This is a genomic window from Gordonia sp. SID5947, assembly GCF_009862785.1.
Classification (GTDB): Bacteria; Actinomycetota; Actinomycetes; order Mycobacteriales; family Mycobacteriaceae; genus Gordonia.
In genome coordinates, this window is record NZ_WWHU01000001.1 from 774,440 (window position 1) to 788,177 (window position 13,738).

Annotated in this window: 12 protein-coding genes and 1 pseudogene; 2 read left to right on the forward strand and 11 right to left on the reverse strand. The window is 66.6% G+C overall.

Going from position 1 to position 13,738, the window contains the following annotated elements; genetic code table 11:
• Nucleotides 1-13: 13 nt before the first annotated feature.
• The 6 genes and pseudogenes from katG to GTV32_RS23760 form a co-directional block, all read right to left on the reverse strand.
• Nucleotides 14-2,161, reverse strand: coding sequence for a catalase/peroxidase HPI (katG, locus tag GTV32_RS03595; protein ID WP_202421597.1), 2,148 nt, complete (start codon nucleotides 2,159-2,161; stop codon nucleotides 14-16).
• 120 nt (nucleotides 2,162-2,281) lie between these two features.
• Entirely contained in the window at nucleotides 2,282-2,725 is a 444-nt protein-coding gene (locus tag GTV32_RS03600) for a Fur family transcriptional regulator (RefSeq protein ID WP_161058973.1), read from the reverse strand.
• 80 nt (nucleotides 2,726-2,805) lie between these two features.
• Nucleotides 2,806-3,030 carry a dodecin gene (locus GTV32_RS03605; RefSeq protein ID WP_161058974.1) on the reverse strand — a complete coding sequence of 75 codons (225 nt, stop codon included), beginning with the start codon at nucleotides 3,028-3,030 and terminating at the stop codon, nucleotides 2,806-2,808.
• A gap of 100 nt (nucleotides 3,031-3,130) precedes the next feature.
• A complete protein-coding gene (locus tag GTV32_RS03610) occupies nucleotides 3,131-4,027 on the reverse strand; it encodes an MBL fold metallo-hydrolase (protein ID WP_161058975.1) in 897 nt (298 codons plus the stop codon).
• Between the two features lie 60 nt (nucleotides 4,028-4,087).
• Nucleotides 4,088-4,372, reverse strand: coding sequence for a LysE family transporter (locus GTV32_RS23755; RefSeq protein ID WP_272918219.1), 285 nt, complete (start codon nucleotides 4,370-4,372; stop codon nucleotides 4,088-4,090).
• Nucleotides 4,373-4,485: 113 nt separating this feature from the next.
• Nucleotides 4,486-4,626, reverse strand: a pseudogene (locus GTV32_RS23760) (lysine transporter LysE); the annotation flags it as partial.
• Between the two features lie 171 nt (nucleotides 4,627-4,797).
• On the opposite strand from GTV32_RS23760, the gene GTV32_RS03620 reads away from it, so the two are divergent.
• Nucleotides 4,798-5,688, forward strand: a complete 891-nt coding sequence (locus GTV32_RS03620; protein ID WP_161058976.1) for a hypothetical protein — start codon at nucleotides 4,798-4,800, stop codon at nucleotides 5,686-5,688.
• Nucleotides 5,689-5,719: 31 nt separating this feature from the next.
• Here the strand turns inward: GTV32_RS03620 and GTV32_RS03625 are convergent, their stop codons facing one another.
• Nucleotides 5,720-6,307, reverse strand: coding sequence for an FKBP-type peptidyl-prolyl cis-trans isomerase (locus GTV32_RS03625; protein WP_161058977.1), 588 nt, complete (start codon nucleotides 6,305-6,307; stop codon nucleotides 5,720-5,722).
• Nucleotides 6,308-6,415: 108 nt separating this feature from the next.
• Between GTV32_RS03625 and GTV32_RS03630 the strand changes: the two genes are divergently transcribed.
• Nucleotides 6,416-6,853 carry a VOC family protein gene (locus GTV32_RS03630; protein WP_161058978.1) on the forward strand — a complete coding sequence of 146 codons (438 nt, stop codon included), beginning with the start codon at nucleotides 6,416-6,418 and terminating at the stop codon, nucleotides 6,851-6,853.
• 24 nt (nucleotides 6,854-6,877) lie between these two features.
• Here the strand turns inward: GTV32_RS03630 and GTV32_RS03635 are convergent, their stop codons facing one another.
• Genes GTV32_RS03635 through ilvD form a run of 4 tightly spaced genes read right to left on the reverse strand, consistent with a single transcriptional unit; the run spans nucleotide 6,878 to nucleotide 13,645 of the window.
• Complete coding sequence (locus GTV32_RS03635; protein ID WP_161058979.1) at nucleotides 6,878-8,110, reverse strand: sugar phosphate nucleotidyltransferase; 1,233 nt, start codon at nucleotides 8,108-8,110, stop codon at nucleotides 6,878-6,880.
• 7 nt (nucleotides 8,111-8,117) lie between these two features.
• Nucleotides 8,118-8,669 (reverse strand): DUF4334 domain-containing protein, encoded by a 552-nt coding sequence (locus GTV32_RS03640; RefSeq protein WP_161058980.1) that lies wholly within the window; start codon nucleotides 8,667-8,669, stop codon nucleotides 8,118-8,120.
• Between the two features lie 25 nt (nucleotides 8,670-8,694).
• Entirely contained in the window at nucleotides 8,695-11,901 is a 3,207-nt protein-coding gene (locus tag GTV32_RS03645; RefSeq protein ID WP_161058981.1) for a carboxyl transferase domain-containing protein, read from the reverse strand.
• A 22-nt stretch (nucleotides 11,902-11,923) separates the two neighbouring features.
• A complete protein-coding gene (gene ilvD, locus GTV32_RS03650) occupies nucleotides 11,924-13,645 on the reverse strand; it encodes a dihydroxy-acid dehydratase (protein WP_161058982.1) in 1,722 nt (573 codons plus the stop codon).
• Nucleotides 13,646-13,738: the final 93 nt, after the last annotated feature.

Consider the following 13,738-nt stretch of genomic DNA (forward strand, 5'->3'; position numbering starts at 1 on the left):
GCCGGCGGCTATCTCAGGCCAGGTCGAACCGGTCGAGATTCATGACCTTGTCCCAGGCGGAGACGAAGTCCTTGACGAACTTCGCCTTGGCATCGTCCTCGCCATAGACCTCCGCGATCGCGCGGAGCTGTGAGTTCGATCCGAACACGAGGTCGGCCCGGCTGCTGGTCCACCGCTGAGCGCCGGAGTCGCGGTCCTTGCCGATGTAGGTGCCATCGTCGGCGGGCGACGGTGCCCACTCGGTCCCCATGTCGAGCAGGTTGACGAAGAAGTCGTTCGTCAACTGGCCCGGCTTGTCGGTCAGCACACCGAGTGCCGAATCCTGGTAGTTCGCACCGAGAACACGCAGACCACCCACGAGCACGGTCATCTCCGGGGCCGACAGCGTGAGCAGGTTCGCCTTGTCGAGGAGCCGGTATTCGGCCGGCAGCTCGCTGCCCTTGCCCTCGTAGTTACGGAACCCGTCTGCCTTGGGCTCCAGGTACGAGAAGGACTCGACGTCCGTCGATTCCTGCGTGGCGTCCGTGCGGCCGGCACGGAAGGGCACCGTGATGTCGACACCCGCGTCCTTGGCCGCCTTCTCCACTGCGGCGACACCGCCGAGCACGACGAGATCGGCGAACGACACCTTCGCTCCGGAACCGCTGTTGAACGATTCCTGGACCTGCTCCAGCTTGCTGACCACCTGGGCGAGCTCGTCGGGCTGGTTGACCTCCCACCCGGCCTGCGGCTGCAGGCGGATGCGGCCACCGTTGGCGCCACCGCGCTTGTCGCTTCCGCGGAAGGTGGATGCAGCCGCCCACGCGGTGGAAACGAGTTGCGCGACAGTCAGTCCCGATTCCAGGAGCTGTGACTTGAGCGAATCGATGTCCGCGTCGGAGATGACCGGTCCCTCCTGTGCGGGGACATTGTCCTGCCAGAGGTAGGTCTCCGACGGGGCCAGCGGACCGCGGTAGCGGATCGCCGGGCCCATGTCACGGTGCAGCAGCTTGAACCATGCCTTGGCGAACTCGTCGGCGAGCTCCTCCGGATGGTCGAGCCAACGACGCGTGATCTCACCGTAGACCGGGTCCATTCGCATGGACAGATCGGTGGTCAGCATCGACGGGTGGGTCTTTCCGGTGCCGTGCGCCTCGGGCACCGAACTCGCCCAGCCGCCGTCCTTCGGCTTCCACTGATTCGCGCCCGCCGGGCTCTTCGTCAGCTCCCACTCGTTGCCGTACAGGATCTCCAGGAAGCTGTTGTCCCACTTGGTGGGAGTGTGGGTCCAGATGACCTCGAGACCACTGGTGATCGCATCCGCGCCGACCCCGGTGCCCTGTGGGTTGGCCCAACCCAAGCCCTGCTGCTCGATCGGCGAGGCCTCCGGCTCGGGGCCCACGAGCTCGGCATCACCGTTGCCGTGAGTCTTGCCGAAGGTGTGGCCACCGACGATGAGTGCCGCGGTCTCCACGTCGTTCATCGCCATCCGGCCGAACGTCTCGCGGATGTCGGTGGCAGCTGCGATCGGGTCCGGATTGCCGTTCGGGCCTTCCGGATTCACGTAGATCAGGCCCATCTGGACGGCAGCGAGCGGATTGGTGAGGTCGCGTTCGCCCGAGTAGCGGTTGTCGCCGAGCCACTCCGCCTCGGGACCCCAATAGACTTCTTCGGGCTCCCATTCGTCGACGCGCCCGAACGCGAAACCGGCCGTCTTGAAGCCCATCGACTCCAGCGCGACGTTGCCCGCGAGGACCAAGAGGTCTGCCCAGGAGATCGCCTTGCCGTACTTCTTCTTGACCGGCCACAGCAGCCGCCGGGCCTTGTCGAGGCTGGCATTGTCCGGCCAGCTGTTCAACGGCGCGAAGCGCTGCATGCCGGAACCTGCTCCGCCACGGCCGTCTTCGACGCGGTAGGTACCCGCAGCGTGCCACGACATACGGATGAAGAGCGGTCCGTAGTGCCCGAAGTCGGCAGGCCACCACGACTGGGAGTTCGTCATCACCTCGGTGAGGTCAGCCTTCAACGCGTCCACGTCGAGCCCCTCAAGGGCGGCGTCGTAGTCGAAATCGGCGCCCACGGGGTTGGCGACATCCGGATTGTGCGCCAGCAGTTTGAGATTCAGCTGGTTGGGCCACCAGTCGCGGTTGCCACCGCCCTCGACCGGAGGCTTGATCCGCATCGGGCAGACTTTGTCGTCTGCATCGGTGTTGGCCTCCGCTATGGGCGGGTGCTCCGTTGCGTGGGCCGGATTTTCCTCAGTCACGACAATCCTTTCAGGAGAGGGTGATTCGGGCTGTGATCACGGGCGTGATCCCGAAGTGGGAGAGGCTGCGCACTCTGCGCACAGGCCCCAATAGATGACCTCGGCCTCGTCGAGGACGAAACCTTGGTGGTCGGACGGTGTGAGGCATGGCGCCTCCCCGACAGCGCAGTCGACATCGGCGATGATCCCGCACGAGCGGCACACGACGTGATGGTGATTGTCGCCGACCCTCGACTCATACCGAGCGACGTGTCCGGACGGCTGAATGCGACGCACCAGGCCGGCTGTGGTCAGGGCTCGAAGGATGTCGTAGACCGCCTGGCGTGACACATCGGGCAGTCCGGCACGGACCGCACCGACGATGGTCTCGGTATCGGCATGGGGGCTCGCGCATACTGCTTCGAGCACCGCCACCCGCGGGCGGGTGACTCGCAGATCGGCGTCACGCAGCTGGCTCGCGTACTCCGTGTGTGACTGCACGCACCAAATATGGCCGCTTTTCTGGACTGAGTCAAGTCTTGAGCGAAACTGCCCGGTCGATCAATGTCAACCAAGCGGTGTCAGTCGTGCGAGTCGCCGGCCTCGATGCGAAACCCGACCTTGAGCGTCACCTGTGTGTGGGCGATCGCGCCGTCCACGATATGGCCGCGCGTCCCGACGACCTCGAACCACTCGAGGTTGCGCGTGGTCTGCGCAACGCGTGAGATCGCATTCGCGATCGCCGCGTCGGTACCGTTCGGCGAGGAGCCGACGACCTCGATGACTCGATATGTGTGCTCGCTCATGATCACGATCCTTCCACGGGATGTGCGTGACCCGGGCGGCTTTTCGCAGAACGATCTCGTTCACGCGCGACATCCCCCGGGGGGGGTCTGCGATGTACGTTCAGGTCAGGACGAACACGCCGTCATCGGTTTCGATGACCTGCTCGTGGGCGACGAGTCTCTCCAAATGGAGTTGAGCGGTGCGGCGTTCGACCGCGTCCACGAACGGTAGGTCGACATGTGGTCGATAGACGAGGCGGTGAGCGACGATGTCGGGCACAGTCCGTGGCCGATCGAGAAATTCGAGGAGTCGTTGTTCTCGACGAAGGATCACCTCGGCGTAGTCGTCGAGCCGACGGCGGAACTCTGCGGACCCCTCGATGACTCCCTTCTGATGGAAGGTTCCGTACCAGCGGGCGTCGATGGCGCGAACGGTCTCGATCGAGGTCAGGTATTCGTCGACACTGCTGCCGACGTCTCCGTACATCGGTCCGAACGAGGAGAGATCGATGTCGGCGACGTACAGGAAACCCGCGGGTTCGATGAGGACGCCGCAGTGTCCGGCGGTGTGGCCCGGCAGGTGGATGACGGTCGCGCGCACGTCGCCGAGATCGAACGTGTGGCCATCGCCGACCCCGATGGCTTCCGGAAAGCCGTCGGGGAGGGCGAACTGATCGCCGATCTGCTCGTCGACGGCGAGACGTTCCGCTGGTGTCAGCCCGTACCCGTCGAGGAGGACCTGGAGCGATCGAACACCCGCGACATCGGCATGGTGGGCGTACTTTTCGCAGGTGAAGTGCCTCAGCCCGGCGATATGGTCCTCGTGTGCGTGGCTGATCATCACCGCGTCCGCGCCGACCGGATCGTGGTCGACGTCGAGCGACGGATCGATCACCAGCCGGGCCTGCGAACCGGTCACCATCACGGTGTTGCCGTGAGGAAATGCGCCGCCATGACTCGACGCCAACACGGTCACATCGTCGAAGCGGGTCTCGCGGAAATTCGGCGACGCGTCCATCCCGTCTGAGTACCCGGCGGTCCGCACGGTGTCAATCTGGCCGGCCAGGAGGAGGGGCGATCAGAGCAGCGCGAGCATCACGCCGACCCCCACGAACAGCAGACCGAACGTGCGGTTCAGGTTTCGCTGTCCGCGGTCGCTGGTGGTCACCCGTCGGAAGCCGCGGGCGATCACGGCGAAGAACAGCCACATCACCACGAGGTCGACGGCCACGAGCGTGATCGCGATGACGGCATACTGCCGGGCCGGCGACTCATCGGTGTGGACGAACCCCGGTATGAACGCGAGCAGGAAGACGATTGCCTTGGGGTTGAGCAGGTTGACCCACAGGCCGCGCCGGAACATCGACCACCCGGATTCGGCCGTGGATATCCCGGTGTCTTCGGTCGTCGGTTCGGGGCGCCGGAGAACTGGCGAACGCCGAGGTAGACGAGATAGGCGGCTCCCGCATAGCGGATCACCGCGAAGGTTGCCGGCGAGCGAGAGATGACCACACCGAGGCCGCCAGCCACCACGATCAGTTGGACGACGAGTGCGGCCTGCTGGCCGAGCACGCCCCAGATGGCCCGGCGGAACCCGACGTTGAGAGCGTTCGTCATCGTGTTGATCGCACCGGCGCCCGGTGTGAAGCTGATGAGCAGGCACGCCGTCAGGAGCGCGAGCCAGGTCGAGATCTGCACCGCATGAGGGTAGTGGCGCGCCCGCGGGCATCCGGCGTGGGGCGTGGGCAGCGGCGACGATGGGAAGATGACTGCGACCGAGAGGCGCTGATGGACCTCGACGAGATCATCGACGAGCTCTACGGGCTTGCGCCCGGCGAGTTCGTGGCACGCCGCAACGAGCTGGCGAAGGAGGCACGGGCCGCGGGGCACAAGGCCCTCGCGGCCGAGGTCTCCGCGTTGCGCCGTCCCACTCAGGTCGCGTGGGCGGTGAATCAGTGGGCGCGACACGATCCTGACGGAGTCGGTGCCCTCGCAGACCTCGCCGCCGAACTCGTGGCTGCCCAACGACGGGCGGCCGCGGATCGGTTGCGAGATCTCGCGGTCCGGCGGCAGCAACTGGTCGCCGAATCGGTTGCCGCGATCACCGAGCGAGCACGCGAACTCGACGTGACACTCTCCGAGAACGCACTTCGGGAGGTCGGACAGTCGCTGCGGGCGGCGCTCGCCGATCCCGACGTCGGGGAGACGGTGAGACGCGGTCGGATGGTTGCCGCGGTCGAGTACAGCGGTTTCGGCCCGGCCGGGGTGTTCGCCGTGCCAGAGCGCGTGGGCGACGAGGCCGCAGGGGAGGGCGACGGTGAGGTCGACGATCACCCCGATGTGGGGACGGCGATCGATTCCGAGGGCGACCTCGACGCTCGGATCGATGAGGCCCGGGAAGCGCTGGCCGCGGCGCAAGACGAGGAACGTCGCGCGCGCGAAATCGCGGCGGAGCGTGCAGACCAGCATGCGACGGCGGCGCGGCGCGCGGACGAGCTCGCCGAGCAGGCGGACCGGTTACGTGCCGAACTGGCCAACTGCGACGCCGAGCTACGATTCGCGCAACGGCAGCTCGAGGTCTCCGACGGCGAGAGTCAGAGTGCCGCACAGACTTTGACGGACCGACAGGATCAGGTGGCGCAGGCTCGCCGGATCCTGGCCGGGCTCGAGGGCCGCTGAGCGTGGCGCTTCGGAGCCGGTTCGCTCGACGTCATCCCTCGACAGACAAGATCTTGATCGCGAACACCAGTGTGTCGCCCTTCTGTATTCCGGCATCGGGCATACCGTCGGGATACCCGTCGGCGGGCGCCATGGCCACCGCGACCGTCGACCCGACCTTCTGTCCGGCGATCGCCTTCTTGAACCCGGGTACGACGCCGTCGAGCGGGAAATCGGCGGGGGTGCCGCGTTCGTAGCTGCTGTCGAAGACCTGGCCGTCTCGACCGTCCACGCCCATGTAGCAGACCGACACCGACGCGGCGTCGGGCACAATCGGGCCATCACCGGCGGTGAGCGTATGGACCTGGGTCTCGGCGACGGCGAAGGGCTTCTGGACGTCGATCCGCGGGGCGGCGGTGTCCGTCGAGCCGACAACCTCGACGCTGCCGGTGGTCCCTCGGAGTGTCCATTCGGGATCGACCGAGCCCTGTGGCGCGTCGGTGGGGCAGGTTGCGGCGGCCGCGGCACTCGCCGGCGCGCTGCCGGTCGTGTCGGTGGTGGGCTCGGTACCCGAGTCGCAGGCGGTCAACGTCAACGCGAGGGCTGCGATCGAGAAGAAGGCGCCGCGACGGAGGTTCATGCGGTCAACGCTACCGAAAGCGATCCGATCCGAGGTAACGGACCAAACCTGTCCGCATCACCTGGCAGGGTGAACCACATCGGCGCTCACGACGAAGAGGAGACGGTGATGGCACGCGAATTCCAGGTGACCTTCGACTGTGGCGACCCGGCGGCACTCGCCGGTTTCTGGGCCGAGGTTCTCGGCTATCGGATACAGGACCCGCCACCGGGTTTCGACAGCTGGGAGGCGGCACTCGAGGCAATGGGTATCCCGCCAGAACAGCGAAACGACGCCTCGGCGCTCGTCGATCCGGACGGGGCAGGTCCCCGGTTGTTCTTTCAACGGGTTCCGGAGGGCAAGTCCGCGAAGAACCGGGTACATCTCGATGTTCGTTCGGCGCCGGGCCTGACCGGCGATGAGCGGATGGCCGCGCTCGAGGTGCAGGCCACCCGGACCATCGGTCTCGGTGCCACGCGGGTGGCCCGCCACGAGCCCGCACCACCACTACAGGGCGGACACATCGTGATGACAGATCCCGAGGGAAACGAATTCTGTCTGGACTGACTCGAGGGGGCGACCACTCGAAGGTCAGCTGTGTCTCCTGCCGGGAGCGATACGTGCCCCGAGGGGGACTCGAGAACGGGCGGTGATCAATGAGTCCATGCCCACCAGTGTGATCCGGTCTGTCGGGACCGGCCGCGTCCGCGGGCGCCCGCCGACGATCGCACCCGAACCGACCCGTACGCGCTCGTCGAGAATCGACCACGCCACATGGGCGCCGCTGCGGATGACGCTGTCGGCGAAGATGATCGAGTCGGTGACGGTCGCGCCACGTTCGACCACCACGCCTGGACCGAGCACGCTGCGGCGCACTGTTCCCGACACCTGGGCGCCGCTGCTGAGCATGGAATCGGCGACCGTTGCGCCTGCATCGATCCGGCTCGCGTTGCGTTGCGGCTGGTGCGTCAGGATCGGCCAGTCCGGGCGGAACAGGTCCACCGTCCCGTCGATCAGGTCTCGATGCGCCTGCAGATACGTCTCCGGGCGCCCCGCGTCGATCCAATAACCGGGTAGCGCGTGCGCCATGGTCTTTCCGCGCGCCACGAACCACGGGATCAGGTGGTCTCCGAAATCGCCCAAGCCGGTGTCGCCATCGTCGTCGGCGCGGTGCGCTGTCGTGGCGAAGAGGGTTTCCAGACCTTCCACGAGGACCTCGGGGTCATACACGAAGATCTCCGCAGCGATCACCCGGGTGGTAGGGCGGTCCGGCTTGTAGCGGAACCCGGTGACCGTGCCATCTCGACGGGCGTGCACGGTCGCATGCTCGGAAGCCTCTTCGCGCGAACAGGTCGTCGTGACGACAGTGCATTCCGACCCGGTGTCCCGATGTTTCGCCAAGGCGTCGCGGAGGTCGAATTCGTAGACGTGGTCGGCGCTCATCACCACCACCGCTTCCGGCGCGCGCTCGACGATCCGGTCGCGGATGCGGTAGAGCAGATCGGCGTTGCCCGTCGCGAAACCGTCTTCGGTTTCCTCTTCGCGTGATTCCTCGGGCAGGACGATGCGGAGCCCACCGCGGGTCCGGTCGAGATCCCACGGACGGCCGCCTGCGATCTGTTCCAGCAGGGAGTCGGCCTGGTATTGGACGCACAGCCACACCTCGTCGATGCGGCTGTGATGGAGGTTCGACAGCGGGAAGTCGATCAGCTGGTAGTTGCCGCCGAACGGCAGGGCCGGTTTCGCGCGTCGGTCGGTCAACACCTCCATCCGCGATCCGCGTCCACCGGCCGCGACGATCGCGACGACGCCGGAGGTGTCCATGTCGTGTCTACCGGACCGGCAAGGACTCGTCGCGGGACAGGACGAAGAAGTACGGCTGCGCCGACCCCTTCATGTCCATCGCCCCGAGGACCGACCGGTCCGACAACCGGCGGAACACATCGTTGATGGGTAGTTGGTCGTACATCATCGTGGCGGTGTCGACCCCGCGATACCGGGTGGTGCGCAGCCGCGCCTTGGAGTTTCGTGCGCGGACCACCGGACTCACCATCGCGATGGGCTTCGTATAGGTCCGCCGCGTGACCATCGGAAACCTGGCCAACCCGACACCGCGAAAGGCATGAACCGGGTTCATCGGCCAGAGTGATGATCCGCCGCGCGCGGGGAACAACAACGGATGCACCGTCTCGGCATCGACGAACTGCTTTCCCCACCAACCGCTCGCCGCGAGCAATCCGTCCATCGGATGGTCGGTGGGCAGCTCGGCACCGTGCCAGGTGCCGATCATCTCGTCCGTTTCCACCGGCTCCGACGAGTCGAACAGGTCGAGTGCTGCGGCAGTCGTGGTCGGCACGGTCGGCATGAGGTCGTCGAGAATCATACGGCGATGATAGACGTCGGTTTCCTCAGCGAGGGCCGTTCGATCCGTGCGAGAGACAGCGGATGATCGTCGCCCGGGTGTCGGCAGGGTCGATCACGGAGTCGATCTCGAACACGCTGGCCACGTTGAGGGCCTTGCCGTGTTCGTAGTGCGTCGCGACGAGCTCGTCATAGCGATCCTGGCGTGCGGCCGGATCGTCGATGGCCTCCAGTTGGTCTCGGTAACCGAGTCGTACGGCGCCTTCGAGACCCATACCGCCGAACTCGCCGGTCGGCCACGAGAGCGTCGCGACCGGGGAATGGAGGTCACCACCCGCCATGGCCATGGCCCCAAGGCCGTAGGCCTTGCGGAGCACGACCATGACAAGCGGGACGGTCAGGCGGGCGCCGGCGCGGAACATGTCACTGAAGCGCCGCACCGTCGCGGTACGCTCGGCCTCCGGTCCCACCATGAATCCCGGTGTGTCGCACAGAGAGACGACCGGGAAACGATGGGTCTCGCACAGCTCGAGGAAGCGTACGACCTTGTCGGCGGCGTCCCCGTCGAGAGCACCTCCCAGATGCTGTGAGTTGTTGGCGATGATGCCTACCGCCACCCCCTCGATGCGTGCGAGCGCCGTCACGACGCCATGGCCGAAACCGGCACGGAGTTCGAAGACGCTGCCGATGTCGCAGAGGATGTCGAGAATGGGCCGGACAGGATAGGCGCGCAGCCGGTTCTCTGGGATGAGGTGGCGGAGCCGTCGTTGATCTGCGGCGCCGGAGTCCTGCGTCGACGAGCGAAAGTACGAGAGGTACTGGCGGATGTCGTCGAGAGCAGCGGCGTCGCCGTCGACCAGGCGGTCGACGACGCCGTTGGCCCACTGCACGTCCATCGGGCCGACCTCGTCGGGCGTGACGCGACCGAGACCGCCGCCCTCGATCATCGCGGGACCACCCATGCCCAGGCTGGAACCCTCGGTGGCGACGATGATGTCGCAACTCCCGGCCAGTGCCGCGTTGCCGGCGAAGCAGTAGCCGGCGACCACCGCCACGGTCGGAACCCTCCCGTTGAGTTGTGCCATCCGCCGGAACGTGGTCACGTCGAGTTGGGCCACCGCGGAGGTGTCGGTGTCGCCAGGGCGACCGCCGCCGCCTTCGGCGAACAGGACCAGTGGGAGGCCGCGGCGGTGCGCGAGCTCGAGCAGCCGGTCCGTCTTCTGATGATTGTGCAGGCCTTGGGTCCCGGCGAGCACTGTGTAGTCATATGACATGACGGCGACCGGCATGTCGTCGACACGCCCCGTCCCGGTGATCAGTCCGTCTGCCGGGGTCCGGTCGATGAGTTCGTCGACGCTGCGCCGGCGACGTTGTGCCGCGATCGTCAGCGCACCGTACTCCACGAAGCTGTCGCCATCGAGCAGGATGTCGAGTCCTTCGCGCGCGGTCATCCGCCCCTTCGCGTGACGCTTGCCGACTGCATCGATTCGGCCCTCGTCGCGGGTCCGGTGGTGACGTGCGAGTACTTCGGCGAGATCGGGACGAATGTGGTCGAGCTCGATCTCGGTTTCGGCATCGTGGGTTTCGTCGTCGGCCTCACCGGTCACGATGAACGCGACCGCCTCGCCCTTCTCGACCGCATCGCCGACGTGGATGTTCAGTGCGGCCACGTGGCCGGGAACCGGACTGTGGACGACATGTTCCATCTTCATCGACTCGAGCACGATGATCTCGGTACGACTCGTCACGGCATCGCCGACGGCGACCGGCAGTGACACCACCACGCCGTGGAACGGACTGGGGATCGCGACCGTTCCAGCCGGCGCCGGCATCTGCTTCGGCGGTGCGGTCTTCCGATCCCGCTCGTCTTCGGCGGCGGTGGCGGCGGGGAGCAGCGACAGGTGCGGTGCGGTGACGAGTTCGGCGAGGTTGCGGTCGACGAACACGGTGTCGATGCCCCTGGCCGTGAGCTCTGGACGCGCCAGAATCGCTTGCAGGAGAGGGGTGTTGACCGCGACACCCGAGATGTCGAAGGCGGCGAGAGCGCGCATGCAGTCGCGGGCGGCCGCTTCGGTGTCGGTCCCGCGCACGATCACCTTGGCCAGCAGCGAATCGTACTGTGGGCCCACCTCATAACCCGCGTACCCATGGGTGTCGACGCGGATGTTGCGCCCGCTGGGCGGTTGGAACCGGTGTAACCGGCCGGTCTCGGCGGCCACGTCGCCGTCGGCGCGGACGGTCTCGGCATTGACGCGTGCCTCGATGGCGACGCCTCGCGGTGGCGGGCACGACGTGAGACCCAGACTCGAGAGTGTGCTGCCGCCGGCGACGCGGAGCCCCAGTTCGACGAGGTCGAGACCGGTGGTCTCTTCGGTCACAGTGTGTTCCACCTGGATGCGCGGATTCACCTCGAGAAATGTGAAGGTCTCCCGGACGACCAGGAACTCCACCGTGGCGAGTCCACGGTATCCAGCCATGAGTCGCTGTGCCGACCGGTGAAGATCTTGTCGCACAGTGGAATCGAGCGCGGGCGCAGGGGCGATCTCCACGAGCTTCTGGCGCCGACGCTGCGCCGAACAGTCGCGGTCGCCGAGGACGACGACATCCTCACCGTCGCCGAGTACCTGTATCTCGATGTGACGGACGTCGGTGAGCAGTTCCTCGACGTAGACCGACGGATCGCCGAAAGCGGCGAGGGCCTCGGACGAGCACCGCTGCAGCGCCGGGCCGAGCTCGTCGCGATCGGACACGTGACGCTGTCCGCGTCCGCCGCCGCCCGCTGCCGCCTTGACCATCACCGAAGCCCCGTCGCCCAGTCGGTCCCAGAGCGCCTGGGCCGCGGCGAGATCCGCGGGGGAGTCCGTGGCCGCGATCGTCGGCACACCGCACCGATCCGCGTGCCGACGTGCCGAGGTCTTGTTCCCGAACAGCTCCAGATGCTCGGGCGACGGGCCGACAAACGTGATACCGCCGTCGTCGCAGGCGCGGGCCAGGTCGGGGTTCTCGGCGAGAAATCCGTATCCGGGATGGAGCGCAGTGCTCCCGCTGTCTCGCGCCGCCTCGAGGACCGCGGTGATGTCGAGATAGCTCTTGGCCCCGGCGCCGGGCAATGTGACAGCCTCGTCGGCCCGGAAGACGTGAGCGCAGGCGGCGTCGTCCTCGGGATGGATTGCCACCGTGGTGATCCCCATGGAGGCCGCAGTTCCCATGATCCGGACGGCGATCTCGCCGCGATTGGCGACGAGAAGTTTCATCGAGAGGCCCTTCCGGAATCTTCTACCTGCACACCGCTCCCTGCGACGCCGAGGTGACCAGTTTCGAGTACTTCGCGAGCACGCCGCGCGTGTAGCGCGGCGGCAGCGGGGCGAATCCCAGTGCGCGCTTGTCGAGTTCGGACTCGTCGACCAACAGATCGAGAGTGCCGGTACCGACATCGAGGCGTATCCGGTCGCCGTCCTCGACAAGTGCGATGGGGCCGCCGTCGACGGCCTCCGGCGCGACGTGCCCGACACACAGCCCGGTGGTACCACCGGAGAAACGGCCATCGGTCATGAGGAGCACGTCCTTGCCGAGCCCGGCACCCTTGATCGCACCCGTGATCGCCAGCATCTCGCGCATACCGGGGCCACCCTTGGGGCCCTCGTAGCGGATCACCACCACATCGCCGGCGGTGATGGTGCCGTCTTCGAGGGCGTCCATCGCGGCGCGTTCGCGATCGAAGACCCGCGCAACACCTTCGAAGACGTCGGAATCGAAGCCCGCCGACTTCACCACAGCTCCCTCGGGGGCGAGCGATCCCTTCAGGATGGTGATCCCGCCGGTCGGGTGGATCGGTTTCGTGGTGGCCCTCAGGACGAGACCGTCGGGGTCGGGCGGAGCGATGTCGGCCAGATTCTCGGCCACGGTCTTCCCGGTGACCGTGAGGCAATCGCCGTGCAGTAGCCCGGCGTCGAGGAGGGCCTTCATCACGACCGGGACGCCGCCGATGCGGTCGACGTCGGTCATCACGTGTTTGCCGAACGGCTTGACGTCGGCAAGATGCGGCACCCGCGAACCGATCCGGGAGAAGTCATCGAGCGACAGCTCGACTTCGGCCTCGTTGGCGATCGCCAGGAGGTGCAGGACGGCGTTGGTGGAGCCGCCGAAGGCCATCACGACGGCGATCGCGTTCTCGAATGCCTCACGGGTCATGATGTCGCGCGCCGTGATGCCTCGTCGCAAGAGTTCGACCACCGCCTCGCCGCTCTCACGGGCGTACCGGTCCCGTCGTCGGTCGGGCGCCGGCGGCGCGGCGCTACCCGGCAGTGACATACCGATCGCCTCGGCCGCGCTGGCCATGGTGTTGGCGGTGTACATGCCGCCACACGCTCCCTCCCCGGGACAGATCGCGCGCTCGATGGTGTCCACGTCTTCGCGACTCATCAATCCGCGCGAGCATGCGCCGACCGCCTCGAAGGCGTCGATGATCGTCACCTGACGCTCCGAGCCGTCCGAGAGGGTGGCGTACCCCGGCAGGGTGGAACCCGCGTAGAGGAAGACATTGGCGAGATCGAGGCGGGCCGCCGCCATCAGCATGCCGGGGAGTGATTTGTCACAACCGGCGAGAAGCACTGAGCCGTCGAGTCGTTCGGCGCTCATCACGGTCTCGACACTGTCGGCGATCACCTCGCGGGACACGAGCGAGAAGTGCATACCCTCGTGCCCCATCGAGATGCCGTCGGACACCGAGATGGTGCCGAACTCCAGCGGATAACCCTCGGCCGCGTGAACACCCTCTTTGACCGCCTTTGCCAGGCGGTCCAACGACAGGTTGCAGGGCGTTATCTCATTCCACGAGGAACCGACGCCGATCTGCGGTTTGACCCAGTCGTCGTCGCCCATGCCGACCGCTCGCAGCATTCCCCGGGCCGCGGTCTTCTCGAGCCCATCGGTGACGTCTCGACTCCTGGGCTTGATGTCGACGTCGGTGGCTGGAGAGTCCGGTGTTCGATTGGCCATAACCGTCACGATAGATGTGTCGGCAGCATCGTGATGACACTTGCACCCCCGAATGCGTCGATTGGTATGAGATCGGCGATCGGGACGAGACCG

Bases quoted from the DNA above. Each gene is read 5' to 3' on its own strand.
- GTV32_RS03610 (WP_161058975.1), bottom strand. From the start codon at position 4,027: ATGGACGCGTCGCCGAATTTCCGCGAGACCCGCTTCGACGATGTGACC.
- GTV32_RS03645 (WP_161058981.1), bottom strand. From the start codon at position 11,901: ATGAAACTTCTCGTCGCCAATCGCGGCGAGATCGCCGTCCGGATCATG.
- GTV32_RS03620 (WP_161058976.1), top strand. From the start codon at position 4,798: ATGGACCTCGACGAGATCATCGACGAGCTCTACGGGCTTGCGCCCGGC.
- GTV32_RS03605 (WP_161058974.1), bottom strand. From the start codon at position 3,030: ATGAGCGAGCACACATATCGAGTCATCGAGGTCGTCGGCTCCTCGCCG.
- GTV32_RS03630 (WP_161058978.1), top strand. From the start codon at position 6,416: ATGGCACGCGAATTCCAGGTGACCTTCGACTGTGGCGACCCGGCGGCA.
- GTV32_RS03635 (WP_161058979.1), bottom strand. From the start codon at position 8,110: ATGGACACCTCCGGCGTCGTCGCGATCGTCGCGGCCGGTGGACGCGGA.
- GTV32_RS03625 (WP_161058977.1), bottom strand. From the start codon at position 6,307: ATGAACCTCCGTCGCGGCGCCTTCTTCTCGATCGCAGCCCTCGCGTTG.
- katG (WP_202421597.1), bottom strand. From the start codon at position 2,161: ATGCGGATCAAGCCTCCGGTCGAGGGCGGTGGCAACCGCGACTGGTGG.
- GTV32_RS03640 (WP_161058980.1), bottom strand. From the start codon at position 8,669: ATGATTCTCGACGACCTCATGCCGACCGTGCCGACCACGACTGCCGCA.
- GTV32_RS23755 (WP_272918219.1), bottom strand. From the start codon at position 4,372: ATGTTCCGGCGCGGCCTGTGGGTCAACCTGCTCAACCCCAAGGCAATC.
- ilvD (WP_161058982.1), bottom strand. From the start codon at position 13,645: ATGGCCAATCGAACACCGGACTCTCCAGCCACCGACGTCGACATCAAG.